Consider the following 24,244-nt stretch of genomic DNA (forward strand, 5'->3'; position numbering starts at 1 on the left):
AATTAGTATAAGATAAATTAAAATACTTAGAAAGATGGCAGATAGGTTATTAATTGAAATTCCTGAAGGATATTCTGGAATTGATATAGAAAAATCTGATTTTGATAAAGGTATTATTGTCTTTAAGAAAAAACAAGAAATTCCTTGGGAAGATAGTGATCCTGATGTTAAAGGTTTTTATATTGATGATGATAATAGAATAATTCATCAAAAATCTTCTATTAGATGGATTAAACGTAATCGTAATATTTTTGCTACTGAAGAACAAGCAAGATCGGCACAAGCTATGGCTGAATTAAGTCAGATTATAGCTAATGATGAACGATTTGGAGGTCCTATTACTGGAGTAGAGTGGTCTTATGCTCATTGTACAAAGTATATAATTACTAGAATTGATAGTACTGTTGGTTATCAACGATACACTAATAACTGTTATTTCTTTCTTGCTTTTCATACTGAAGAACAGGCTCGACTATTTCTAGAAGAAAATGAAGATTTGATTAAGCAATATTATATGATTGATTAAATTAAAAAATATGTTTAAACGTATTATAGATAAAAAAGACTTTATTCAAGATCCTATTCTTGAAATGAATGAACAGGAGATTGAAAAAGCTTCTACAGATAAGATTGTATTATTTGATAAAGAATACAGAATGTATTCCGATGAATGGAAACATCATGTTCATATCAAATGTACTGACAGATGTGATGCAAACTGTGCATTTTGTATCGAAAAATCTGAAAGGAATAATCCACAGAATGCAAAAAACTTACTGCATTCTACAGGAGAAGTACTTTTGCAACTTGCTATGCAAGGTCATCTCAAGACTGTTTCTATTACAGGTGGAGAACCTACTGTATTTGTAAATATAAAAGAACTTGTCAATCTAGTAAATTCTTTTCATGTAAAGTTGTTTTCCATTAATACTAATGGTAGATTTTTAAAAAAGATTCCTACTAATTTTAATGGTTGGGTAAATATATCTAAACATAGTATTGATGATAGAGATGTATTTAACCGTTCATATTTTGTTGATTCTCCAAATATAATTTCATTTAAGAAAAATCATCCAAATGCTAAGGTTAGACTCCAATGTGTTCTTGGAGTATCTAACGATATGAAAACTCTTGAAGATATTATTGAGTTTATTGTAAAGTATCGTGGTTGTGTTGATGACTTTTCTTTTAGGAATTTGATCATTGAGGATGATGAATCACATATTAATGATTTGCTGTTAGATCTTAGAAATCTCATGTTTAATCATGGAGAGTTTGTTGAACAGGTTATTCAGGATTATTATGTTTATGAAACATATAACTTCCTTGGTACATGTGTAACTCTTTCATGGTCTAATATGAAGGAATTAAAGGAATATAATGAATCTCATGATTCTAATTTCCTTGAAGAGATTATTGTACATCCTGATGGAATGGTAACTGGTTCTTGGAATAAGAAATCTCTTATTATTTATGACCCTGAAGATAGAAGTAAAGATTCTTTTATAGAATGCAAAGGAGTTGGATGTAAAAATCCTTGCAAACGTCATATTAGTAAGCAATCTCCTTCCAGTGTGATTTCTTGTGCTGCTGATTCTTGTAGTTCTTCAGTAGATAGTTGTAGTTCTTCAGTAGATAGTTGTGGTCATTCTGTATCAAGCTGTTCTATTGATACTTGTGGAACATCAATAAGTAGTTGTTAATAACTTAACAAAATCTGTATAAACATATGGGATTATCATCAGAAATTGAAAATGTATTAATAGAAGATTTAAGGCATAAAATAAGTGCTTTATTAATGCATACTAATGAACAAAATCCTCTAGACTGTTATATTACAATAGGTGAAGATGAAGCTATGGGATTAAGTTCATTAGAACTCCCAACAGTTATACAAGCATTTCAAGAACCTTCAGAAGGAATTATATGGTTCCGAATGGAAGGAGTAGAAGAACCTATTGAATTTGACAGCTTTCGTGTTAAAGATCTAGAAGATATTTACGAAGGATTAATTGAACAAAGTTAATAATACAAAAATTTAATTCAAATAAAACAACTCTATGGCTGTAGACCAGCATTTAAACTGTCATTAGAACTACGGGTTATGCTAGCATTAAGACCACGTAGTACTTGATGGAGTATGCGTAGTGATCCTAGGCAAAGAAGTATGCTCCCATAGGCTTTAGCTTGAATATATTGGGCGAGATGGAGTGGAGTTGTTTTTTTGGTTGCCTCCTTAGCACAGTGGTAGTGCAGCTCACTTGTAATGAGCAGGTCATTGGTTCGAATCCGATAGGAGGCCCTTTCTTGATCTTTGTAACTTTAATGCAAAAGTTGCCATCGCAAGATGCTTTCATGGACGCATGAATTGAGAAGAGTAAAATAGATATGCGTTAACTGATATTTATTTTATAGTGAGCATAAACTTCAATAAAAAGGCTCTATATAAGGATGTTAAGGTGTGGTAGCTGTATTAAAGTCGAGAGATTTTGGTATGTGGTTCGAATCCACTGTCCTTATATAAATTGATAGTCCTGTAACTTATAGTGATATTGTGAAGGCCAGTGATTAAGAGCCAAATGTAGGTTCGATTCCTACCTGGACTACTAATTTAATAATTAATATTTAAAATGGAAGAAATTAGAAAATGTAAAGTGCATGGGTAGACTATTTTTAAAAGATATAAAAATGGTAAATCTTATAGATGGAGATGTTTAAAGTGTAATACTGAAGCTGTTGATAAAAGAAGACAAAAAATAAAAGAATTATCGTTAGAGTATAAGGGTACTAATTCTAGAAATGATTCTAATGCTCCATTATATAAAAAAATGATTGATAATGCTTTATGGACACTAGATTCTAATAATCCTTCTGGAGGATTACAAGGAGTATTTAATAACCCTGTTGTACAGGCTTCAACACTTGCTGCTGGAGGATATAGACTTTTACCACTTATACCATCTATATTAACAAATAATATAACTACTCCATTTACTGGCAAATCTATAGGACAACATTTAGGAGATGCTCTTCCAATACTTACAGGTACTTCTGGAGATGTATTAACAACCAGTTTATTATATCCTTCAATTCAATATAAAGGAAGAGTTGCGTTATATAATTAGAAAAACCCTTTTGGATATTCTAACGATATAGGAAGTACTTTTACTGGTATAAAACCTGTAAAGAATGAACTTCGTAATGTAGTTCTTGATTTTTTTAATCCTTTATCTATAAAACCTAAGAATAATCCCTATTGGTTAAAAGTTTTAACTTCTCCTGATAATTCTGTTAAAACTATGACAGGTATGCCTGCAGGTGCTGCTGCTGAATTTCGTAATATGATGTATCGTAAAGCTTTAAGGTTTAAAGATCCTAAAGAAGGTACTATTTTTGTAAAAAATTCTGATGGTACATATAATGTTGATATGAATAAAGTAAACACTATAAGGTAGAAATATGGTGGAAATAACTATGAACCTCATATATATTAGATGAGTGAACCTCAGGCATTTGAAGATCCAGTATACCACACACGTTTTACAACAGTTGATGATTTAGCTGGTGTTGGAGGCGGAGCTTCTGGTATTTTAGCATATAATCCAGAAACTGGAGGTACTAAAGGTATTATAGAAGATACCTGGGATTTATAGCCTTTTAAAGACTCTAGAAGTATATGGAAATGGGGTTCTAAAAATATTCCAGGTTTAAATAATATGGAAGTATTAAAGGTAATGGGAGGAAGGACTCCAACTACACGTTTTGTTTTAGATAATCCTAGAGTAATTCCTAGTTATTAGGTAGATAGAATTCCTCAACCGATTATTCCTAATAAGAAATTGTAAAAAATTGTATATAAGATATGACATTTTTACTTATTATTTTTTCTATTATAATTATTGGATGTATAATTCTAATATATAATAGTGATAGTATTCAACAAGAACGCTGTGAAGAATTTCGTCAAGAGAAATTAAAAGAAGGTTGGTCAGAAGAATTAATTAATATTGAATTATTAAGTAATGATTTCATGGTATGATATGTAAAATCTTTAATAGAACTGTAGAAATTTTATATAGTTTAGCTAACAAATTACATATGACGTATAATGAAATTAATATTATAGTATATTACTTTATTATACCGTTTACATATTTATTGATGTTAGATTTTATAATAGGAATTTTTCCTGTTTTATCACTTATGTGGATAAGTATATGTATTTCTACTATTATATATAATTATAACAGTTTTAGCCAGTTTTGTGATTTTATGTTTATAAAATCCGTAAATTTTTTATTAAAGTTTAATTATATAGGCTGGAACTATTATAAAGCATCAGTTAATATTTGTATAATATTAATGATTTTAATATATATAATATTAGGAATATTGCTTATAGTTGTATAATACTATTTTTTGCAGATATAGCACAATGGTTAGTGCTCCAGCCTTCCAAGCTGGAGATGCCAGTTCGATTCTGGTTATCTGCTCAAGTTTTAATTAATTAAAATTTTTAATAGATATTATTATGTATAAAAAGATTCTTAACAAGAAATTTTATGTAGATGAGACTAAGAACACTTGTGTATGTGTTCTTGAATTTGGTATTGTTCCTCAAAATTTTCTTGAAGAGGAAGTACTTAGTAAGTATGCAAGTAAGTGCAAACAAGCTGATAAGGTAAAGACTTATCTTCAGAAGTTTGAAGTACGTGGTATTGCTAAATGTTCTCCTGAGGATACTTTTGATAACAGGATTGGTACTGATATCGCAGAATTCCGAGCAGAGAAAGAAATGGCACGTATTGAACGTGAAATTCTCACTAATATGATTCGCAAGGTTGATATTTTAAGAGAAGAGTATGAATATATGTGGAATAAATCTTCAATGTTCTCTGAAACTCGTAAGTTTAACCTTGAAGTTTTGTGTAAACCTAATAAGGAAGAAGAAGAGTAATTAAGGTTCTGGGAATTAGCGTAATGGTAGCGCAACAGATTTTGGTTCTGTCCGTACAGGTTCGATTCCTGTATTCCCAACCAAATCACAAGACTATGAACACAACAACTCAGCAACTTGTTGTTTAGTAAACAATTAAGGGACTTACAGCAAGTATTATTTTATTTTAAGGATTAATCTTGTAAATTAACAACCAAAAATAATTAGTTCCTTATGGCTAAAAAAGAACCTATTAATAAATCAAATGAAGATTTAAGAAAAGAATTAGATGCTGGAGATATTATGTTTAAATCTTTAGCAAAACTATTACAAGAAGGTGAAGTTACTATTGATATTCATCTTTATAAACAATTTTCTGAACTTTTAAAAGAACGTAAAGTTACTTTTGAATATTCAAATAATATATTCAAATTAAAAGAAATTAAATCATGGAAATAATTATTTTCATCACCCTTTTAATTCTTATAATTAGTACTCTAATATATGGATTTCTAATTTTCAATAAAAAATATTATTGTAAGTATTTTGAAACTGAAGATTGGGTTAAATGGGAAGATATATTATCAAAAGTAGATAATATACATCTAGAGTTGATTTTTGAAAAAAGTCGTAGCTATTGGTTTACTATAGATGATTATCCTAATTATAGAATATCTCTATATAAACATAATGGTAAATATGTATCTTGTGTAAATGATGAAGAAACTTGCGAGAGTGTTCTTTGTTTCTTTGACAATTATCATTCAGATAAATTAGTTAAAGAACTGTTTAATATTCTTGAAAAAGAAAAGGACAGTCCAAATGTGAGACACAATCCTTATTAATAGGTAGGAGGGATGCCAGAGTGGTAATGGGCCTGACTTGAAATTTTAAAAAATAATGTTATATATGAAAAAAAATCCGTGGTCTAGTGAATATAAGTCTCACTAGGGAAATTTAGGTTTAGGAAGAGCAATAGCTTATTATACAACTAATTGCATTCCAGTTATGTTACCATTAAATGATACTCAAAAGTATGATTTAATAATAGATAAAGATAATAAATTACAACGAGTTTCAGTTAAAACTACTCAACACTTAAATAAAGCTGAAACTAACTATATTGTAAGATTATGTAATAGTGGTGGATCTTCTGGAAAATCTATTATTAGAAAATTTGATAAAACTTCATGTGATATAGTTTTTATATTAACTATAGAAGGAACAATGTATGAAATTCCATCTGAAAATATTGATGCTATTACAGAGTTAACACTGACAGACAAGTGGAATAATTATATTGTAACTTTAAATTAAGGAGGATTAAGCCTAATTGCTAAGGCAGTGGTCTTGAAAACCACCAGTAATCACTTAATAAGTGGTGTATGGGTTGGAATCCCATATCCTCCTCTAATGCATGAATCTTACATTGTTTTATAGTAGTGTGAGAAATGTATAATCAATTAAAGTAGTTACAGCAAAATATACTCTGAAACCGAAACTGCTAATTTCGCTAATTATAACTACTTTTTATGTTTAATTTATAAATAATTTATTATGATTTATTTATGTGGTTGTATAGCAGCTATATTATTCATAGTAATAACTGAAGTATATAACTATTTTGTTGTAGATGAATGTATAGTATTATTTGGTGATGCTATTACTTATATTATTCTTACATTATTTAGTTGGGTAGGAGCATTTATTGCATTTATTATAATGCTTATAGCAGCTGATCAACTTGTAAAATGTGAACAAGATCCAAATTATAAAGCCCTGTGTATGTTAGCAAAACAAGAAGTTTTAAATAGAACTGGTATTTGGTATGTAAGATTAATATAAATAATTAATTTAGGATATAGGAACCTGCGAGGAGTAGGGACGGTTTGCTAAACCGATCGGACACATTGTGTTTGGGGGTCGGAACCCTCCATATCCGCATGATGAAATATATTTTAAGTTTAATTTTAACACTATTTATAACATTTAGTGTATGTGGAAATACGTATAAAGTAAAGGCAACTTTCTACTGGCCTGGTCATGGCTGTGGTTGGGTAACAGCAAGTGGAGACCGAATTGATAATTCTAAATTAAAAAATAATCTTATAAGATGGGTAGCACTATCTGAAGATATGTTTAGATTATATGGATTTAAGATAGGTGATATAATTGTAGTAGAAAGTGAATTTTCTGAGTTGTGTGGTGAATGGATTGTAAAAGATAAAATGGGAAAAACTAATAAAAAAGGAGAAAAACAGAGTAGAAGAATTGATTTTCTTAGACACCGTTCCCATAAGAAATTTGACACTCATAATGTTAAAATAAGAAAAAAATGAAAAATGAACCTATTATTTTGCCTGATGGTACTAAATTTTATAGGAATAGAGGTATTGGAACTGTATTAGTACCATTCTGTCTTTATAATGGAGTTTGGTATACTCTTGCTAATAAAAGGGGTAAAAGAACTTCAGAGTGTAAACTTAAATGGAATAGTCCATCAGGATATCTTGATTGGGATGAATCTGGTGAAGAATGTGCTGCTAGAGAAACTAGAGAAGAGTGTGGACTTGATATTCCAGTTGAATGGATTGTTGAAGCAGAACACTCTACTTCTCCTAAGGAGAATAGGCAAAATATTATATTCAGATATTACGCAATTGTTCCAGATTTTTGGATAAATAAATCATTATCTTATAAAGATTCTGAAGAAGATGAAGTAAGAGAAATTAAATGGATTCCAATTAGTGAAATTGATAATTATGATTTTGCATGGAATCAAGCTGAAACCATTAAAAGAATATTTAATAATTACATAAATAATAAATAATGGGTTGTCTTCGTAGCTCAGTTGGTTAGAGCATTACACTTTTAATGTAGGGGTCCTGGGTCCGAGTCCCAGCGGAGACACTTTTATGTTTAATTTTAAAGATTTTAATTATGATTAATGATTATGTTCCTAACCCTATAGATACTAGTAATGTACAATTGCCAAGTGCACTTAACATTTTAGTAGAAAAGATGGCTGAAAATGTTCATGAAGAATGGGCTAAAGCACGTATGGAACAAGGTTGGACATATGGTCCTCAAAGAGATGATGTTAATAAAAAACATCCTTGTCTTGTTCCTTATGACCAACTTCCTGATTCAGAAAAAGAATACGATCGTAATACTGCGATTAGTACTTTAAAGTTAATTATAAGTATGGGATTTAATATTAATAAATAAGCTATATGAATTTCTTAGGTAAATTATCAATTTGTTTTATAGGTGTAATCATATTTATGGCTATAATTGGAGCTTGTGAACGTAAAACCTATAAAGAGAATAGAGAAAGAGAAGCTCGATCGAATTATGAAATGTATTTTAATGCTGTAGCAGAATCTTGTATGGAGAATTCCGATTTCTATGATAAACTTAGTAGAAATCTAAAGGAAGGTCATATGAAAAATTGTCCTGCCTGTAATTTTGTTATAGTTAACGAATACCTTAATAATGAAAATTGGGATGACACTGTAGGAGAATTATCAGAATATGATAACATTGATACTATGATTGCTGGATATTTAGATCTTATGAAAGATAAAAAATTAGAATGTACTCATAGTGATAAACATTTTAGCGATAGTTCTTCAGAACAAAGTTCAATAAATAATCTATTGTTTTATCAATCAGTAATGTTGTAATAAATTTATGGAAAAATTTTTAGGTTGTCTTACTGTTATAGGTCTATTTTTAGTAAGTCTTGCTATATCAACTGTTATTATATGGGCTTTATTTAATTGGTTAATTCCTCTTATCTATACTTTACCATTTGTTGTTGGTTGGAAAGAATCTGCAATTATTGCATTAATTATTACGCTTATAAGAAGTATTTTGTAAATAGGTTTGCGCCTGTGGTGGAATGGAAGACACGCCAGACTTTAGCAAAGTTTAATTTTTATTTTCCAATTTTATTTTGCGTACTCAATAATTTTTTGTAATTTTGTGTATTAAATATTTGTATTATGGCAAGTAAAAGGTATACAGAAGAACAATTTATTTAGGCGGTAAAAGACTCAAAGTCTTATTCCGAAGTATGTAGACGTATTGGAATTTCCGATAAAGGAGGAAATTTAAATACAGTTAAACATAAGATTGAAAAACTAAAATTAGATATGAGTCATTTTACTGGAGCTAGATGGAATAAAGGTCTTACTAGTGAAGATCATAAATCCATTAAAAAGAAAAATATTTCTGAAATTTTGATTGAGAACTCTGGATGGTCTTCATATAGTATAAAAAATAGAATACTTAAAGAAGGTCTTAAAGAGTATAAATGTGAAAGATGTTAGAAAACTGAATGGGAAGGCTTACCTATTCCTTTAGAATTACATCATATAAATGGAATTCATAAAGATAATAGATTAGAAAATCTTCAAATTTTATGTCCTAATTGTCATGCATTAACAGAAAACTATTCAGGAAAATCCAGTAATAAGGTATTGAGTGCTTAAGAAGAAACTCTTAAAGTAGAACTAGGCTAATTCGGGGAAGGTACAAGCCTTATAAAATAAATTGTAATAATCCCGAGCTAAATTGAACACACACGACTGAGCCGAATTGAAGAGTGTGAAGGAGTATCCGAAATACAGAAATAAGGTGGATATGATAACATGGCCGATGTCCTTCTTTAGTGTTCATAAATGTGTAGAGACTATACACCTAGTACCTAAGTCAACTTTTTGATATGGTAAAGATATAGCCCAAGCTGTTTGACTCAACAGTATGAGGATCTGGTGTCGCAAGACGTGTAGGTTCGAGTCCTATCAGGCGCACTATTATTGTTTAATTAATTAAAATATCTTAAGAATATGAAAATGAATTCTATGCTGGCTAAGATTGAACAAGTTGCTTCATCAGTTAGCCAAATGATCCATGATTATGCTGCTTTCTTTAAGACTAAGCAGGGAGCTTTTATGGGTGAAAAGAACACTTATGAACCTCGTGATGGTTTTCTTGATAAACCCGAAAAGCGTAGTTTAATTCGTGTACAAACTACTGTAAATGAAAAGCTTCAATGGTTTGAAGAAAAATACATTCCTTTTCTTGATGATGTATTTAGTGTAGAAGCTACAAATAGTTTAGATGCTCCTCGTGTTGAACTTATTGTTGAAGGTAAGCATTTCGGTAAACTTTCTGCAGCAGAGTTAATGCGTTTACGTAGTATTTTAACTAATAAAGAGTTAGATTCTATGTATCAGAATATTCCTGTTCGTTCTGATGCAAAGATTTATGAACCTTGTACAGATGAAGAGTATGAAGGTAGGGATATTATGCAGACTCTTCTATCTAAGTCAGTAGAACGCACTACAGATACTGAAGAAGTTATTCTTAAGGATCCTAATATCGATCCTGCTCATCTTCCTGCAAATTATCGAGCCACAACTACACAAAAGAAGAAAACTTTTGAAATTGGAGATTCTACGCATCAAGAATTTACTGGTGCTTGGACTCAAAGGCAAAAAGCAGAGTTACTTCGTCGTAAATCTGCTATTCTTAATGCTATCGCTGTAGCTCTTAAAGAAGTAAATGATATAAGTGTTTCTGATTCAAACTTGAATTGTGAAGAACTTATTAAATATCTACATTACGGAAAATAAATAATTTTTGACATATAGATTTAGCTTTACAAATTAGCTTTATTAATACTAGGTATTTAGCGTTAGATTTGTGTCAAAAGCTTTAGCTATATGGTTATCATAAATTCCCAGTATCTATTTTTAGAACGTAAAATCCTGGGTTCGAATCCCAGTACCCCCTCTAATTTATTAATAATAATATGGGGGCATAGAGTAGATGGTTAACTCGTACGTAATTGTTAGCTTAAGGATATTGAAAGGAATTTAAAACATTTCAGGATACTACTTCTAGGATATTGATTAGTATCTTGAGGGGTTTAGCTCAATAGGTTAGAGCACATGATTGTTAATCGTGGTGTTGGGAGTTCGAATCTCCCAACCCCTGCAATGCTGAGATGATGCAACGGTAGACATCACTATGTCCTAGTCATATTGTATTGATGGTTCGAATCCATCTCTCAGCACTATATAGGGAAGTAGTTCAGTAGGTTAGAATGCTAGTTTTGGGAACTAGAGGTCGCTGGTTCGAGTCCAGTTTTCCCTACTTGTATTTTATAAATTTTAATATATTAGATTTTATGAATGAAAAAGATGTATGGATGATATCTGATATGGGAGCCCGTATGATATCTCCAAGTTTTGTTATTAAGGAAAAACTTCCAGTAAGTGTTTATAATGTTAATTTAGTACCATTTACTGGATGGGTTTTAGAGCCTTATGCTAAGAAGTTTACATTTGATTATAAATTATATGATTTACAGAATGAATTTATAGATCACGTATGTAAAACATATAATAGTACTACAGGTAATCTTGGCATTCTATTGAATGGAACTAAAGGTACTGGTAAGACTGTAACTGCTAAAGAATTAGCTAATAAACTTAATCTTCCAGTAATTATTGTAAAGAGTTTTGGAGAACGTAATCAAGATTTGATTGAGTATCTATCTAGCATAAATTCAGATTGTATATTATTCTTTGATGAATTTGAGAAGAATTTCAACGAAAATGATTCTACAATTCTTCAAATTATGGATGGAGTATATAATTCTGGAAATAGAAAAGTATTTCTATTAACAACTAATACTATGACCATTAATGATAATTTAATTGGTCGTCCTTCTAGAATTCGCTATGTAAAAACTTTTGGTAATCTTGAACTTAAAGTTGTTAAAAGTTACCTAGATGATAATCTAGAAGATAAAAGTTGTTATGGTGAAGTTATAGAATTTATTGACTCTCTAACTATTTCTACTATAGATATTCTAAAAACTGTAGTAAATGAAATAAATATTCATGGTATTGAAAAGTTTAGAAAGACCAAGGAATTCTTTAATGTTAAGAGTACTAAGTATAATTATCAGATTTATGTAAGTGATGTAAATATACAACTTTTCTCACTTGATAAAGAAAGTAATCCTAGAAAGTATAGCGTAGAGAATTTCCTCGAACATCTAAAATATAAGAAGAAATTTGAAGAAGTAAGACTGCATTACATAGATTATAAAGAATTCGAAGATGCTAGAGATTCTTATGAAGAATTTAGGAGGAACAGTCCTTTTGGTAACTTCCAGTTTAATCAATTCGAAAGTAATTGTAAGTTTGCATCCTTACATGAAGGAGATACCACTGAGTATGGTACAGTTCTTCATATAGATCATGAAAGAAATGTTATCATAACTTATGACAATAATGATGGAGAGTATGAAGAAATTCATTTTATTTATTGTATAAATCCTAATACAAAGCCTTCTCTCTATAGCAACTATAAAGTATATTAATTTTAGAGCAATTAAAAATTAAACAGCATTATTTATTTATCTTCGGGATTTTTTTGATTTTTGAAAAAATTAGTATACTTTTGTACCAAAATACTATAAGAAGTCTTACTGCAAAACACAACTTTATTTAATTGACATTCATACAATTATAACAAAGCTTGTAGACTTCTTTGTATGCTCGAATGTTGGAATTGGTAGACAAGACGGACTTTTACGGAATACTTGGGGTTCAATATTTTATTTGTCTACCAATAATTTTGTAAACTAATTTATTTTATATAATTTTGTATATAAATAAAATGTATAAAATTATGAAAAAAGTAAATTATTCAAAAGAATTATTGGAATAGAAAATAAAGGATTGTTACTCCTTTGCAGAATTATGTCGTAGATTAGGTTTAAAACCAGAAGGTTCTAATCCTAATACAGTAAAAAAGAAATTAGATGAATTTGGAGTAGATTATTCACATTTTACAGGACAGGGATGGAAAAAGAAAGGTCATCCTAGTTTTGAAAAAAATTCTATACCTTTAGATAAGTTCTTTGTAAAAGGAAATATACAAAGGCCTTCTAAAATAAAAGAAAGGCTTTTAAATAATGGTATTAAAGAAAATAAATGTGAAATATGTGGTATTTCTGAATGGTTAGGTAATCCAATTACTATTCAATTACACCATATTAATGGTGATAGAGAAGATAATCGTTTAGAAAATCTCATTATGTTATGTCCAAATTGTCATTCTCAAACACATAATTTTTGTAAAAGAAAAAGTTTAATTAATAAAAAAGAGTGCTCAGATGGAAACGTCTGAAGTAGAACCAGGCTAATTCGGTGAAACTGCTAGCGGTTGCTAGGACAACGCCGAGCTAAGTTGAGATACAAATAATCTTGCTCAGACATGGGTAGAAATCTCATAAATGTGTAGAGACTATAGACCTGGCCCTAAGTTGAAGTTTGGAATTTGATCAGTGGAAGCCTGATATTTGTTGCGTAGGGTGCATGTATCCATCTAGCTAGAACTTCAATATGGTGATAACATAGTCCAGACTACAACAGACAATAATAATAAAGGAGTTCAGGTTAGAATCCTGTTAGAAAATGGGCTACACATCATGGTTTGTCCGTTTAGTGTATAGAATTTGAAACAGCACATTATTATTAATTGTTTGGCTATGGTAACATAGAGTAGTAGGAAAATCCGTTGGCTATTGCAGCCGTGTGGGTTCAAGTCCCACTTCGAGTACCAGATATATTGAATTGTTATAAATTAATTTGATAAATAATGTCGACAAAATTATTACCAAAAAATAATATACCTGAATATTAGTTAGGAGGTTTTATTAGTAATTTAGCTTTATCTTTAACTAATTTAACTAATAATTTATTTGGAAGATCCCCAGTATAGTAGAAAACTAGTGTACCTAGAAATCCAAAATATAATCCCTAGTTAAAAAAATTATAGGAACAGTTATATAATATAGGTGCCTTTAAAGGAGTTTCTAAAAATAAAGCTGTGGATGGAATACCTGGAAAATTAACAAATAATGCTATAAAAACTGCTTAGAGTATGGGATATTCTATTAAGAATAACAAATTAGTATCTCCAAATAATAACAGTTTTATAGATGGTATAAGAAATGCATGGAATAAATTATTTGGTTAGAGTGTACCAACTCTAGAAGAATTTAAAGAAAAGAAAAGATAGGAAATAAGGGATAAAGCTGCTTTAGTTAATTCTCAGATTATTACACCTGATTTTGTATAGCTAGGTACTGCTCCTGAAAAAGGACATGATTTAGATGTATTTGGCAAAAAAGGATGGTCTGTTGAAAAAACAAGGAAAGAATTTACTAAATATGCTAAATAGGCTAGAGAATACCTACAGAAAAATCCTAATATAGAACCTTTAGCTAAAAGAAGAATTGAAAATGCTATAAAATATTATGATAAAGTTATAAAAGATCCAACATATTTAAATAGAAATGGTGGAGGATACGGTTGTATATATACTGCTTCAGGTTCTTATGGAGATAACATGAGATATTCCAGCAATATATAGATGGCTAATGATATTTTAGCAGGTAAAGATACTGGATATGAACTTGTAGAACCTGGTAATTATAAAGTAGGAGATATCATATAGTTAGGACGTTCAGAAAAAAATAATTATCCTCATCATGCTCAAATGGTAACAGATACTTTTTTGGGATATCCAAAACTAGCTCAAACATAGGCAGAAGGGTATGGACCAAAAGATAAAGAAAATGATTGGAATAATATGGCATATCATAGTATTAGAGGAATGTTTGATAAACACGGTGGTCTCTAGGTAATACGTTTTGTTGGCACTAAAAAACAAAATGACTAGTGGGAAAAAGAATACCATAAATTATACGGATGAAAATTTTTAAAGTAATATTAATAATTTTATTTTTAGGTATAGTGTATTATGTAGCTTGGACACCTTCTACATATAATATATCTGAAAAAGCGAAGGAAGCTGTAAATATATCAGAGAATACTTATAAACCTAATACTGATTTTAGTAATTGCATTAATTTACCTATAAAAGATAGACGAGATTATACAGGAACTCCAGGTCCTTTTCCACAAACTTGTATGAATACTGTATCTTCTTTTTATAGTCCTAATGCTAATTGGGCTCAATGTAATTACTTTATAAATAATTTAAAAAAGTTAGGTTTTAAAGAAACATCTAATCCTAAACCAGGTGATATAGTAATTTTCTTTAAAAAGAATAATGATGCTAGACACACTGGTTTATATGTAGGAAAATCTTTATTTGGTCCATTAATGAATCATTCAGATGGTGGTAAAAGACCTCATAATTATCAAAAACATTTTCCTATAAAATTATTTATGTTAACAAGAAAAGATTATATAGAATATAGGTATTATACCTATATAAAATAAATGCCAAATCTTTTTAGATTTTATTAGTAATTTTAATTAAATTTAATTTAAACATGAAGAAATTAGTTTTTGTAATGCTAGCTGTACTAGCAATGAATTTTGCATCGTGTGATTCGCTTGCTGGTAAGAGCGAGCAAGTTCAGGATTCTATAGTATATACTGTAGATTCTGTAAGTGGTGATACTATTAGTGTGGATACAATTAAGGCAGATATGCCTGAAGTTGCTACCCCTGATTCAGTAGCTCCAGAGGAAACTGAAGACAACAAGTAATTAATTTTTAATTAATTATTACTCTCGTAGTTTAAGAAGAATGACAACTTATTTAGTTGAAGATGAAGGTTCGAGTCCTTCCGAGAGAACTACTATTGGCCATAGTGCATCGCTTACTATTTGCTTCGGGTGGAAAATAGCGTTTAAAGGGTACGAAAACCCTTTTTATATGAATATTATTAATCATACTACAAGTTTTTAGGCATCTACACTCTTAAATGAGGCAGCATAAAACTATATGTAGACATACGGCAAGAATTTTAAAGTAGTATGATTTTTATTATAGATAGCGGGATGCTAGCAAAGGTAGCTTGTCAGTCTCATAAGCTGAAGGTTGTTGGTTCGAGTCCAACTCCCGCTACACTAGTCCCAACCATTGGGTTAAGTGGTCCTTCTTCTTGTTTCTTCTATATAATAATTATAACTGGTTAAAGAAACAACTCTCATATAATTATATGGATTTTTCTTACTAATAAATAAATAGTGTTTTTGATTTATTAGTAATGCTTGCTACTTAAAGTAAGTAGATAGTTTTTTGCATGTTTTTCGGAAATCAAAAATATGAAAACTTAGGCCATATTGTTAAAGTAAGCCTTTTGATATGGCTATTTTTCGGAGTATAGCTCAGTTGGTAGAGTATCTGTCTGATACACAGAAGGTCATTAGTTCAAATCTAATTGCTCCGACGATTGGTTATAATCATTTAGGGTTTGTTCTTGTAACCCTTTATCAAAAACAGGGACGTTCGAGTATTTTCGGTAAAGAAGTACTAAAACGTAAATAACTAAAGTACAAGGTTATTTATATTAAGGACTGTTGAAGTGCATTGCTTTTGGTTCTTTAAATGTGAATGTGCTAGAGTGGCCAAATAGGACGGTCTGCAAAACCGTTTAGTAGTAATACTTTCGTTGGTTCGAATCCAACCATTCACTCTATTGGGGATAACTGGTTTTGACAGCGTGTAGAAGTGATAAATAAGCATGTAGAATGACTCACTTTAAGAGTTGTAATAAATTAAGTGGCAACACTGTTTATTTGATGGCTGCCTGATCGAAGTATAGTAAATCAGACCCATGCCTTATTCAATCCTGTAAGTGTTAAGGTTAATTGATATATTAGGGCTCATTGAATATGACACTACATTTAAGTTACTCTGTATACTTATTTGCTTAATAATCAGATAGTTTATATATAAGAGATGTCTTTAACTTTATATATAGGCGAATTTTTAAGTAAAGACTAAGCATGTAGAAACCTTATTAGTTCCACGTTTGGACGAGGGTTCGATTCCCTCTATCTCCACTAAATTAAAAATATTTTTTAACTATTATAACTTATGCCTAATAAAGAATATTTAATATCACAACATCCTACATATGAGGATTTTAAAAAATACTATGGATTAGAATCTACTCCAGGTACTTAGATATTATTAAGTGATCCTCATTTTAATTAGATAGATAAAAACGGAAGTTATCTTACTTAGAATAATAGAACTTTGACAGAAAAAGATATTCTTAATAAATGGAATACTTGGTAGAATATAGGTCCACAGAGTTCGATTAATTATGGGAATCCTGTACAATTAGATGAAATAGTTGTATAGCCAGATAAAAAATAGTTAAATGAATTAAGAAAAGCATTCCCAGATAATATTATAAGACAAAGTATGTTAAAGTATATTAATTCTGAAACTCCTGACAACTTAAGTACTTATGATACTGCTAATAGATTACTAGAATTATATGATTTAGCTGGAAAACCTTCTATAAAATTTAATATAGTAAATAAATCAATGACCCAAAAAGTCTTTGGACTATCTCCAGATATTCTAATAAAGAATTCTATAGAATATAAAAATGGTGAAAGATATCCTAATTATAATACAGGTAAAGACATTCTATCAGAATTTGGACATTCATTTGCGTATAAAAAAGATGAAAAAGGTAACAAATTTTCTGATAAAATACCTTGGAGAATTTGGGATTTCAGATTCCCTGATTTTAGTATAGGAAAATATAAAAATGCTTATGTAACTCCAGGATCGGAAGAACATATAGCACATTGGATATTTGAACCAGCACAATACTCATTTTTAACTTAGAGACCTATTGATTATTTTACAGAGAATAATAAAAATAATTCTCCAGATAATAAAGAGCTTGTAAATAGTAATTGGTATAAGAAGAACAAAGGCTTATATAATACTACTATAAAGTCTATTGAACAATTAAAAGAATTTGTAGATAAGGTATCTAATAATGCTATAAAATATGGATTGAGTACATATAATAAATAATGTTTTAACTTAATATGTATATTTATAAATCACGAGGTGAAGTTATAATATCTCGTATTCTTGAACAGCATAACTGTGATTTCTTATATGAACCTAAATATAGAGGAATCAAACCAGATTTTTGTATTATTAATAAAAAAGGTAGAAAATGTTTTATAGAATATAATGAAAGACAACATTATGTTCCAGTAAAATATTTTGGAGGTTTATTAGGTTTTACTAAACAATTATTTCGTGATATGTACGAAATAATTATGTGTAAAATTGACCGCATACCTTTATTGCGTATTAAATATAGTTTAACAGATTCAGAAATTGAAAAGGCCATCTTTAAATTTTTGAAGAAATAATAGTTTTTGGGGCATAGTTCAGTCGGTAGAATGCTGGTCTCCAAAACCAGAGGTCAGAGGTTCGAGTCCTTTTACCCCAGCAAATAATATTTAATACGTTTAATCATAGCCCCTAATGAATTTTTATAATTTGTTAGGGGCTTATTTTTTTATTTTAATTATGAATTATAATTTAGATAATGTAAAATGTAAGTACCCGAAAATTATATCTAGTGGTACTTTTGATGAGATTATTAAGTTGTTAAACACCTTAGAGGAAAAAGAGGAACAGTTAAGTAAGATAAATACAGAAAAGATTAAACTAGAACTTGAGGTAGAAGCTCTTAAATTGATAGTAGATGATTTTAGACCTCTTATAGAAGTTACAAGTACTAGAGGTGCTGTAAAAAATACAGAGAAAACTGAAGAATTTGATTCGCAGAAACCTCTTCCTTTTGGAATTATAAGTTCTGGAGAAGGTAACACTAGGATTGGATAAAATATGGATGAGAAAGTTATTTTATATTTGAAAGAAATAGATAATATAAGAAAATCTTTAGATATTAGTCCAGATGAAATTTTAGAACTTGTAAAGTTAAGTTTAAAAGATGATAACTATTTAAGAAAAATGGCTATCTGTTATGTAAATAAGAACTATAATAGTTATAAAAATGAACGGGTATTATATTGAATATTCTGTAGGAAGACCTAGGTTTTTGGAAGAATATAATTCTGACAAAGGAGTTTTATTTAGTGTATATGATTATTGTAGATCTGCAATAGCTTTGGCTAAAATAAGTCAGAAATTACTTAATGATCCCCTATATGGTGGTATAATTACTAAAGAGGAATGGGATAGTGATATTATGAAGTATACTATACTAAGGTTAAACAATGATATAGTAACTGATGAAAATGATAGTGTATTTAGAGTATTAGCTTTTCATACTCCAGAACAACGGGATCTCTTTTTAAAAGAAAATATAAACCTTATAAAAGATTATTTTATGCTATGAGCAATGAATTAGAAAAACTTACATCAATTAGTCAAGATTTAAAAGACTTTTTAATAGATATTAATTGGGAAGAGCGTACTTTTATGACTGCTATTTCTATATTTGAAACTACTATTAATAATGCAGGAGTAACAGATGCTAGTAAAAATATTGCATTTATAGGAGAATTAGCTGATAGTGCAATAAAATCTGCTAAAATATTTATAGATAGATATAAAAATAATTTACAAAATTCTTAATGTATATGACATTATTTGCTTTTTTTATTGGTATTTGTATAGGAATACTAGGAACAGCTTTTTTATATAATAAAAATCAGAAAACCTTAGAAAAAGATCTAGAAAATACACGTGATAATTACGAAGATACTATAATAGGATTGAAAAGTGAAATAAATTCTTATAAAGATATTGTTAAGTCTTTAAATAAGGATATTGAAAATTTAAAGAAATGACTACTCTAAATGATTTAATTAGACAATCTCAAGCTATTTCTAATAGATTTATATCTGGAGATATTCCAATCTATGTTAATGGAACCTCTATAAATATAAAATTAGAAGAGAAGCAAGATTGTGAAGGTAAATTTTGGGTAGATATGACTTTTAATAAAGATGTTTAAATATTTTAATCCTAATCCTTTATTTGATGGTAATAAAAAAGGTTGGAAATCTGTAGATTGTTCCGTTCGATCTATATGTGCAGCTACTGGATTAAGTTGGCAAGCAACATATAATAGTTTGTGTAAAATGGGGCTTAAAACTTTTTCTATGCCTCATGAATTATCTACTTATCATAGAACTATTACTAATTTAGGTTTTAAATTAGTAAAGAAATGTAAAAATAAAGAATTAAAAGTTAAAGATTTAGCTAAATTTTCTAAATTAAAAAATATTACTTATCTTTGTAAAGTTAAGAATCATTATGTGTGTTGTAAAGATGGTTATGTTTTAGATACCTGGGATAGTTCTGAACTTTATGTAGAACAGTATTGGGAAAAATAAATGAATGATGAAGAATTAAGTTTAACTTCTGGTCCTCCAATTACTTCATTAGATAATTATAGTTGGCAAGTTATACCTACGCAAACAACATTTAGTACAGTAGATAGTTCAAGAGAAAATCTACAAACTCAAATATACGAATTAACATCTAAAAACTATTCTTTAGAATGTCAGAATAAGATGTTAATGGACAGAATAAATTATTTGGAGCAACATATTTTTGGTTTATTATCTAAAGTAGATGAGATGGAACAGGTTATTATTAAAATGTATGAAAAGTATGCTTTGAATAATGAGGATTAACAAAAATTTCTAGATATTGTATTAATAAATTTAATTTTGTTTTATGTTTAAAAGGCTAACGTTTTTTATTATTTGTGCGATGTTAGTATTTGCATCTAATGCTCAAATTACTACATCTTCATTATCTGGACTAATTACAGATGAAAATTCTAGTCCTATGATCGGTGCAACAGTGACTGCTGTACATACTCCATCTGGAACTGAGTATTATACTAGTTCAAATATAGATGGAAGATTTCAAATCTCTGGTATGAGACCTGGAGGTCCTTATACTATTACTGTTAAATATATAGGTTATCAAGATAATAGTATTGATAATGTTAATTTACAGTTAGGTAATACTTTTAATATTGAAGTTCCAATGTCTGTAAGTTCGACTACTCTTGGAGAAGTAGTGGTTACTGGAACTCATTCTAAATTTCAAACAGAAAAGACAGGAGCGGTAACTAATATTAACAATCAACAAATTAGAAATCTCCCTACTGTTACTAGAAGTATTACTGATATTACTAAGTTATCTCCTTATGCAGGAAATGGTATGAGTATTGCAGGTACTGATGGAAGAACTGCTAATTTTACTGTAGATGGAGCTAACTTTAATAATAACTTTGGATTGAGTGATGCATTACCTGGTGGAGGTAATCCTATTTCTTTAGAGGCTATCGAAGAAATGCAAGTTGTAGTAGCACCTTATGATATTCGTCAGACCAACTTCATCGGTGGTGGTGTGAATGCTATTACTAAGAGTGGTACTAATAAATTTAAAGGAAGTGCATATGTTTTTCATCGTAATGAAAACATGCGAGGGGATGCTGTAGACCGTCAGCAAATTAGTAAAGCCCGTGATAAATTTGCTGAAACTACATATGGTGCATCTATAGGAGGTCCCATTGTTAAAGATAAACTGTTCTTCTTTGTGAACGGTGAAATGACCAAGCAGCCCACCATCGTGAACATGTGGCGTGCTTCGCAGAACGGTGTTGCCGTTCCCGACCAGTACATCTCTCGCACCACGTTCGCCGACCTGGAGCGCGTGAGCAACTTCGTGAAGAGCAAATATGGTTATGACACGGGTTCATGGACCAACTTCCCCGCCGACGAGAACAACTATAAGATTCTCGCCCGCTTGGACTGGAACATCAACCATGACCACCACCTGGCCCTGCGCTATAACTACACTAAGAACCGCTACTGGCAGAATCCCAACGCTACCTCGATGGACGGTGGCACTCGTATGGCAACTGCCCGTGTATCGCAGAAGTCCTTCTCCTTTGCCAACTCGATGTATGGCATGGACAACCTGGTACACTCACTATCATTTGATTTAAATAGTAGATTAAATGATAATCTATCTAATCAATTCTTAGCTACTTGGTCAAAACTTGATGATGTTCGTGTAAGTAATTCTTCTGAGTTTCCTTTCATTGATATAACAAAGACTGATGATGAAGGTAACAGGGACAATTATATGGCTTTAGGTTATGAATTGTTTACTTGGAATAACGCTGTTCATAATAAAATTTGGAATATCAGAGATGATTTAACATGGGCTTATGGTAATCATAAGGTAATTGGAGGTTTATCATTTGAACATCAAATGGCTGATAATTCCTATATGAGAAATGGTACAGGATATTATCGTTATAATAGTGTTGATGATTTCATTAATGGAGCAGCTCCTGAAGTAGTTTGTTTAACTTATGGTTATGGTGGAAACAATGCTCCTGCTGCTAGAGTACAATTTAATAAATTTGGTGTATATGGTCAAGATGAATGGAATATTAGTCGAAACTTTAAATTAAATTATGGTTTACGTCTTGATGGACTATTCTTCAATAACAAAGACCTTATGACTAATAATGCTATTTTAGCATTAAATTACCCTGGAGATCGTCATATTGATACTGGAAAATGGCCAAATAACCATTTAATTGTACAACCTCGTTTAGGATTTAATTGGGATATAGTAGGTAATAAGATTATTACTATGCGTGGAGGAACTGGTTTATTCTCTGGTCGTTTGCCTCTGGTATTCTTTACTAATATGCCAACTAATTCAGGTATGATTCAATATCAAGCACAACTCAGTGCTCGTAATGGTATTGATATGAATCAGTTTGCAGGAGGTTTAGTAGTTGATAGTGAGGGTAAACCTACAGTAGATGCTCTTAAGAATAAACTTATTGCTATGGGATATCCTGAGAATGTAAATCCTGATATGGGTACAGTTCCTTCATCTATTAGTGCTGTAGATCCTTCATTTAAAATGCCTATGGTATGGAAGACTTCATTAGCATTTGATTGGCAAGTTCCTGTTAAATTCCCATTTACTATAACTGTAGAAGGAATTTATAATAAGAATGTAAATGCTGCAACTATTAGTGATTGGAGTATTCCTTCTGTAGAAGGATTTGAAAGATTTACTGGTGTAGATAACAGACCTATTTATCCAAAGAATTTCCGTCAAGGTACTAAAGCATTTGTCCTTGGTAATACTAGTAGAGGATATGGTTGGATTGGCAATGTTACATTAAATGCACAGCCTACTGATTGGCTTAGTTTGATGGCTGCATATACTCATACTGTCAATAAAGAAGTAACTGGTATGCCAGGTTCTGCTGCTGAAAGTGCGTTTACTTATGTACCTACAACAGATGGTCCTAACAATATTAAACTTCACAATTCACAATATGTAATTCCTGACAGATTTGTATTATCGGCTGTTGGAAATGATAAGAGTGGAAATCATTATGGTTTAATTTATGAAGCATTCAGAGGTGGAAATAATTATTCATACATGACAAGTAATGATATGAATGGTGATGGTTATAACTATGATGCTATTTATATTCCTACCGATGAAGAAGTTAATACAAACCAATTCCGCTTCGTAAGTGAAGGTGATAAAACTCGTTTTATGGACTATGTACATGCTAACAACTACCTAAACAATAATCAAGGTAAAGTAGCTGAAGGTTATAGTGTATACAGTCCTTGGGTTCATAGAGTTGATTTAAGCTATAAACATGATTTCTCATTTAACGTTAGTGGTGCAAAACATACACTTCAGTTGTTATTTAATGTAAAGAATGTTCTTAACTTGTTTAACTCTAACTGGGGAGTTGCAAAATATTTGAATCCTGAAATTGGTAGTGATGCTCGTATTCTTAAATATGAGGGTCGTGATAGTGAAGGATATGCTTTATTTAGTACTCCTAAAGCAATTGATGGAAATACTAAGACCTTCGTTCCCAACAAGGCCATCGGTCAGTGCTGGAACGCTTCTATCGGTATTAAGTACATCTTTAACTAATTTTAATAATTAATATACAAACTTAAACTACGGGTATTTTATATATCCGTAGTTTTTTATTTTATATAACCATGAGTAATAAAGAGTATGTCTGGTTAAAAAAGAAAGAATATGTCAAGGCAATGGATAAATTTGGTAAATTTCTATATTACCTTGGAATTATTAAACAAAAACGCTGGAGTAAAACTTCGAAAGAATATTGTGGAACTAAAGATGCTGGTCCAGATGAAAGACCTTATCAAATACACTCTGGAGTTCATTATAGTTCAGTATTTGGTCTAAGATGGTGGAATCCTTTAACTTTAATTTGTGCAATTATATGTTTAATTATTGCTATTTTTAAAGTAGTAAAAGAGTTCATTCAAGATATTGACTGGAAAAAAGATCTTGAATTAGAAGTACATGTTAATAAACCTTTAATTAGTAAAGAATAACT

Annotated in this window: 28 protein-coding genes, 12 tRNA genes and 1 other RNA gene; all 41 read left to right on the forward strand. The window is 30.2% G+C overall.

Annotation, left to right across the window (positions count from 1 at the left end; genetic code table 11):
* Positions 1-34: 34 nt before the first annotated feature.
* The 41 genes from QVA17_RS00295 to QVA17_RS00485 all read left to right on the forward strand — a co-directional run bounded on the left by QVA17_RS00295 (position 35) and on the right by QVA17_RS00485 (position 24,242).
* Positions 35-526, forward strand: coding sequence for a hypothetical protein (locus QVA17_RS00295; RefSeq protein ID WP_287385597.1), 492 nt, complete (start codon positions 35-37; stop codon positions 524-526).
* Between the two features lie 64 nt (positions 527-590).
* The gene (locus QVA17_RS00300) at positions 591-1,703 is read left to right on the forward strand and encodes a radical SAM protein (RefSeq protein WP_287385600.1); all 1,113 of its coding nucleotides are present in this window, start codon (positions 591-593) and stop codon (positions 1,701-1,703) included.
* Between the two features lie 26 nt (positions 1,704-1,729).
* Entirely contained in the window at positions 1,730-2,026 is a 297-nt protein-coding gene (locus QVA17_RS00305) for a hypothetical protein (protein WP_287385603.1), read from the forward strand.
* A 204-nt stretch (positions 2,027-2,230) separates the two neighbouring features.
* Positions 2,231-2,302: transfer RNA gene (locus QVA17_RS00310), tRNA-Thr, on the forward strand.
* Positions 2,303-2,828: 526 nt separating this feature from the next.
* Positions 2,829-3,125, forward strand: coding sequence for a hypothetical protein (locus QVA17_RS00315; protein WP_287385608.1), 297 nt, complete (start codon positions 2,829-2,831; stop codon positions 3,123-3,125).
* A gap of 369 nt (positions 3,126-3,494) precedes the next feature.
* Positions 3,495-3,653: a hypothetical protein gene (locus QVA17_RS00320; protein ID WP_287385610.1), complete on the forward strand. Its 159-nt coding sequence runs from the start codon at positions 3,495-3,497 to the stop codon at positions 3,651-3,653.
* A 768-nt stretch (positions 3,654-4,421) separates the two neighbouring features.
* Positions 4,422-4,493: transfer RNA gene (locus QVA17_RS00325), tRNA-Gly, on the forward strand.
* A 38-nt stretch (positions 4,494-4,531) separates the two neighbouring features.
* Positions 4,532-4,957, forward strand: coding sequence for a hypothetical protein (locus QVA17_RS00330; protein ID WP_287385613.1), 426 nt, complete (start codon positions 4,532-4,534; stop codon positions 4,955-4,957).
* Positions 4,958-4,966: 9 nt separating this feature from the next.
* Positions 4,967-5,040, forward strand: a tRNA-Gln gene (locus QVA17_RS00335).
* Between the two features lie 130 nt (positions 5,041-5,170).
* The gene (locus tag QVA17_RS00340) at positions 5,171-5,395 is read left to right on the forward strand and encodes a hypothetical protein (RefSeq protein ID WP_287385615.1); all 225 of its coding nucleotides are present in this window, start codon (positions 5,171-5,173) and stop codon (positions 5,393-5,395) included.
* Positions 5,386-5,781: a hypothetical protein gene (locus QVA17_RS00345; protein ID WP_287385616.1), complete on the forward strand. Its 396-nt coding sequence runs from the start codon at positions 5,386-5,388 to the stop codon at positions 5,779-5,781. The genes QVA17_RS00340 and QVA17_RS00345 overlap by 10 nt, the downstream gene beginning before the upstream one ends.
* A 130-nt stretch (positions 5,782-5,911) precedes the next feature.
* A complete protein-coding gene (locus tag QVA17_RS00350; RefSeq protein ID WP_287385870.1) occupies positions 5,912-6,253 on the forward strand; it encodes a group I intron-associated PD-(D/E)XK endonuclease in 342 nt (113 codons plus the stop codon).
* A tRNA-Ser gene (locus QVA17_RS00355) sits at positions 6,254-6,346 on the forward strand. It abuts the gene before it with no gap.
* A 533-nt stretch (positions 6,347-6,879) separates the two neighbouring features.
* On the forward strand, positions 6,880-7,275 hold the full coding sequence (locus tag QVA17_RS00360) for a hypothetical protein (RefSeq protein ID WP_287385618.1): 396 nt from the start codon (positions 6,880-6,882) through the stop codon (positions 7,273-7,275).
* Positions 7,272-7,766, forward strand: coding sequence for an NUDIX hydrolase (locus tag QVA17_RS00365; protein WP_287385620.1), 495 nt, complete (start codon positions 7,272-7,274; stop codon positions 7,764-7,766). Before QVA17_RS00360 ends, QVA17_RS00365 begins: the two co-directional genes overlap by 4 nt.
* Before the next feature lie 6 nt (positions 7,767-7,772).
* Positions 7,773-7,846, forward strand: a tRNA-Lys gene (locus tag QVA17_RS00370).
* A gap of 30 nt (positions 7,847-7,876) precedes the next feature.
* Positions 7,877-8,164 (forward strand): RyR domain-containing protein, encoded by a 288-nt coding sequence (locus QVA17_RS00375; protein ID WP_287385622.1) that lies wholly within the window; start codon positions 7,877-7,879, stop codon positions 8,162-8,164.
* 56 nt (positions 8,165-8,220) lie between these two features.
* Entirely contained in the window at positions 8,221-8,622 is a 402-nt protein-coding gene (locus QVA17_RS00380) for a hypothetical protein (protein WP_287385624.1), read from the forward strand.
* Between the two features lie 672 nt (positions 8,623-9,294).
* On the forward strand, positions 9,295-9,432 hold the full coding sequence (locus tag QVA17_RS12645; protein ID WP_442911559.1) for an HNH endonuclease: 138 nt from the start codon (positions 9,295-9,297) through the stop codon (positions 9,430-9,432).
* Positions 9,433-9,795: 363 nt separating this feature from the next.
* Positions 9,796-10,578: a DUF7873 family protein gene (locus QVA17_RS00385; protein WP_287385626.1), complete on the forward strand. Its 783-nt coding sequence runs from the start codon at positions 9,796-9,798 to the stop codon at positions 10,576-10,578.
* A gap of 290 nt (positions 10,579-10,868) precedes the next feature.
* Positions 10,869-10,942 (forward strand) — tRNA-Asn (locus QVA17_RS00390).
* A 4-nt stretch (positions 10,943-10,946) separates the two neighbouring features.
* Positions 10,947-11,021, forward strand: a tRNA-OTHER gene (locus QVA17_RS00395).
* Between the two features lie 6 nt (positions 11,022-11,027).
* A tRNA-Pro gene (locus QVA17_RS00400) sits at positions 11,028-11,101 on the forward strand.
* A gap of 79 nt (positions 11,102-11,180) precedes the next feature.
* Positions 11,181-12,338: an ATP-binding protein gene (locus tag QVA17_RS00405; RefSeq protein WP_287385627.1), complete on the forward strand. Its 1,158-nt coding sequence runs from the start codon at positions 11,181-11,183 to the stop codon at positions 12,336-12,338.
* Between the two features lie 623 nt (positions 12,339-12,961).
* Positions 12,962-13,150 (forward strand): HNH endonuclease, encoded by a 189-nt coding sequence (locus tag QVA17_RS12650; RefSeq protein ID WP_442911560.1) that lies wholly within the window; start codon positions 12,962-12,964, stop codon positions 13,148-13,150.
* 1,586 nt (positions 13,151-14,736) lie between these two features.
* Positions 14,737-15,273 carry a hypothetical protein gene (locus QVA17_RS00410; RefSeq protein ID WP_287385629.1) on the forward strand — a complete coding sequence of 179 codons (537 nt, stop codon included), beginning with the start codon at positions 14,737-14,739 and terminating at the stop codon, positions 15,271-15,273.
* Between the two features lie 53 nt (positions 15,274-15,326).
* Positions 15,327-15,545 carry a hypothetical protein gene (locus tag QVA17_RS00415; protein WP_287385631.1) on the forward strand — a complete coding sequence of 73 codons (219 nt, stop codon included), beginning with the start codon at positions 15,327-15,329 and terminating at the stop codon, positions 15,543-15,545.
* Positions 15,546-15,833: 288 nt separating this feature from the next.
* Positions 15,834-15,906 (forward strand) — tRNA-Met (locus QVA17_RS00420).
* A 252-nt stretch (positions 15,907-16,158) separates the two neighbouring features.
* Positions 16,159-16,231: transfer RNA gene (locus tag QVA17_RS00425), tRNA-Ile, on the forward strand.
* Between the two features lie 160 nt (positions 16,232-16,391).
* Positions 16,392-16,477, forward strand: a tRNA-Cys gene (locus QVA17_RS00430).
* A gap of 5 nt (positions 16,478-16,482) precedes the next feature.
* Positions 16,483-16,850, forward strand: a transfer-messenger RNA (tmRNA) gene (gene ssrA, locus QVA17_RS00435).
* A 364-nt stretch (positions 16,851-17,214) separates the two neighbouring features.
* On the forward strand, positions 17,215-17,649 hold the full coding sequence (locus QVA17_RS00440; protein ID WP_287385632.1) for a hypothetical protein: 435 nt from the start codon (positions 17,215-17,217) through the stop codon (positions 17,647-17,649).
* A gap of 552 nt (positions 17,650-18,201) precedes the next feature.
* Positions 18,202-18,274: transfer RNA gene (locus QVA17_RS00445), tRNA-Trp, on the forward strand.
* Between the two features lie 80 nt (positions 18,275-18,354).
* The gene (locus QVA17_RS00450) at positions 18,355-18,672 is read left to right on the forward strand and encodes a hypothetical protein (RefSeq protein WP_287385633.1); all 318 of its coding nucleotides are present in this window, start codon (positions 18,355-18,357) and stop codon (positions 18,670-18,672) included.
* A 3-nt stretch (positions 18,673-18,675) separates the two neighbouring features.
* A complete protein-coding gene (locus QVA17_RS00455; RefSeq protein WP_287385635.1) occupies positions 18,676-18,864 on the forward strand; it encodes a hypothetical protein in 189 nt (62 codons plus the stop codon).
* 25 nt (positions 18,865-18,889) lie between these two features.
* The gene (locus QVA17_RS00460; protein ID WP_287385636.1) at positions 18,890-19,189 is read left to right on the forward strand and encodes a hypothetical protein; all 300 of its coding nucleotides are present in this window, start codon (positions 18,890-18,892) and stop codon (positions 19,187-19,189) included.
* Positions 19,186-19,428 carry a hypothetical protein gene (locus QVA17_RS00465; RefSeq protein ID WP_287385637.1) on the forward strand — a complete coding sequence of 81 codons (243 nt, stop codon included), beginning with the start codon at positions 19,186-19,188 and terminating at the stop codon, positions 19,426-19,428. The genes QVA17_RS00460 and QVA17_RS00465 overlap by 4 nt, the downstream gene beginning before the upstream one ends.
* Positions 19,429-19,802: 374 nt before the next feature.
* Positions 19,803-20,192 carry a hypothetical protein gene (locus tag QVA17_RS00470; RefSeq protein WP_287385639.1) on the forward strand — a complete coding sequence of 130 codons (390 nt, stop codon included), beginning with the start codon at positions 19,803-19,805 and terminating at the stop codon, positions 20,190-20,192.
* A complete protein-coding gene (locus QVA17_RS00475; RefSeq protein ID WP_287385640.1) occupies positions 20,193-20,495 on the forward strand; it encodes a hypothetical protein in 303 nt (100 codons plus the stop codon).
* Positions 20,496-20,574: 79 nt separating this feature from the next.
* Complete coding sequence (locus QVA17_RS00480) at positions 20,575-23,808, forward strand: TonB-dependent receptor (RefSeq protein ID WP_287385641.1); 3,234 nt, start codon at positions 20,575-20,577, stop codon at positions 23,806-23,808.
* A 122-nt stretch (positions 23,809-23,930) separates the two neighbouring features.
* Positions 23,931-24,242: a hypothetical protein gene (locus tag QVA17_RS00485; protein WP_287385643.1), complete on the forward strand. Its 312-nt coding sequence runs from the start codon at positions 23,931-23,933 to the stop codon at positions 24,240-24,242.
* Positions 24,243-24,244 lie beyond the last annotated feature (2 nt).

The sequence above is a fragment of the Lachnospira sp. genome (assembly GCF_016290755.1).
Lineage (GTDB): Bacteria > Bacillota > Clostridia > Lachnospirales > Lachnospiraceae > Lachnospira > Lachnospira multipara.

Coding starts and splice junctions, on each gene's coding strand:
- QVA17_RS00455 (WP_287385635.1), top strand. CDS start 18,676: ATGGATGAGAAAGTTATTTTATATTTGAAAGAAATAGATAATATAAGA.
- QVA17_RS00465 (WP_287385637.1), top strand. CDS start 19,186: ATGAGCAATGAATTAGAAAAACTTACATCAATTAGTCAAGATTTAAAA.
- QVA17_RS00485 (WP_287385643.1), top strand. CDS start 23,931: ATGGATAAATTTGGTAAATTTCTATATTACCTTGGAATTATTAAACAA.
- QVA17_RS00340 (WP_287385615.1), top strand. CDS start 5,171: ATGGCTAAAAAAGAACCTATTAATAAATCAAATGAAGATTTAAGAAAA.
- QVA17_RS00330 (WP_287385613.1), top strand. CDS start 4,532: ATGTATAAAAAGATTCTTAACAAGAAATTTTATGTAGATGAGACTAAG.
- QVA17_RS00475 (WP_287385640.1), top strand. CDS start 20,193: ATGAATGATGAAGAATTAAGTTTAACTTCTGGTCCTCCAATTACTTCA.
- QVA17_RS00315 (WP_287385608.1), top strand. CDS start 2,829: ATGATTGATAATGCTTTATGGACACTAGATTCTAATAATCCTTCTGGA.
- QVA17_RS00480 (WP_287385641.1), top strand. CDS start 20,575: ATGTTAGTATTTGCATCTAATGCTCAAATTACTACATCTTCATTATCT.
- QVA17_RS00405 (WP_287385627.1), top strand. CDS start 11,181: ATGATATCTCCAAGTTTTGTTATTAAGGAAAAACTTCCAGTAAGTGTT.
- QVA17_RS00345 (WP_287385616.1), top strand. CDS start 5,386: ATGGAAATAATTATTTTCATCACCCTTTTAATTCTTATAATTAGTACT.
- QVA17_RS00450 (WP_287385633.1), top strand. CDS start 18,355: ATGAATTATAATTTAGATAATGTAAAATGTAAGTACCCGAAAATTATA.
- QVA17_RS00385 (WP_287385626.1), top strand. CDS start 9,796: ATGAATTCTATGCTGGCTAAGATTGAACAAGTTGCTTCATCAGTTAGC.
- QVA17_RS00365 (WP_287385620.1), top strand. CDS start 7,272: ATGAAAAATGAACCTATTATTTTGCCTGATGGTACTAAATTTTATAGG.
- QVA17_RS00415 (WP_287385631.1), top strand. CDS start 15,327: ATGAAGAAATTAGTTTTTGTAATGCTAGCTGTACTAGCAATGAATTTT.
- QVA17_RS00305 (WP_287385603.1), top strand. CDS start 1,730: ATGGGATTATCATCAGAAATTGAAAATGTATTAATAGAAGATTTAAGG.
- QVA17_RS00470 (WP_287385639.1), top strand. CDS start 19,803: ATGTTTAAATATTTTAATCCTAATCCTTTATTTGATGGTAATAAAAAA.
- QVA17_RS00380 (WP_287385624.1), top strand. CDS start 8,221: ATGGCTATAATTGGAGCTTGTGAACGTAAAACCTATAAAGAGAATAGA.
- QVA17_RS00410 (WP_287385629.1), top strand. CDS start 14,737: ATGAAAATTTTTAAAGTAATATTAATAATTTTATTTTTAGGTATAGTG.
- QVA17_RS00440 (WP_287385632.1), top strand. CDS start 17,215: ATGTTAAAGTATATTAATTCTGAAACTCCTGACAACTTAAGTACTTAT.
- QVA17_RS00320 (WP_287385610.1), top strand. CDS start 3,495: ATGAGTGAACCTCAGGCATTTGAAGATCCAGTATACCACACACGTTTT.
- QVA17_RS00295 (WP_287385597.1), top strand. CDS start 35: ATGGCAGATAGGTTATTAATTGAAATTCCTGAAGGATATTCTGGAATT.
- QVA17_RS00360 (WP_287385618.1), top strand. CDS start 6,880: ATGATGAAATATATTTTAAGTTTAATTTTAACACTATTTATAACATTT.
- QVA17_RS00375 (WP_287385622.1), top strand. CDS start 7,877: ATGATTAATGATTATGTTCCTAACCCTATAGATACTAGTAATGTACAA.
- QVA17_RS00300 (WP_287385600.1), top strand. CDS start 591: ATGAATGAACAGGAGATTGAAAAAGCTTCTACAGATAAGATTGTATTA.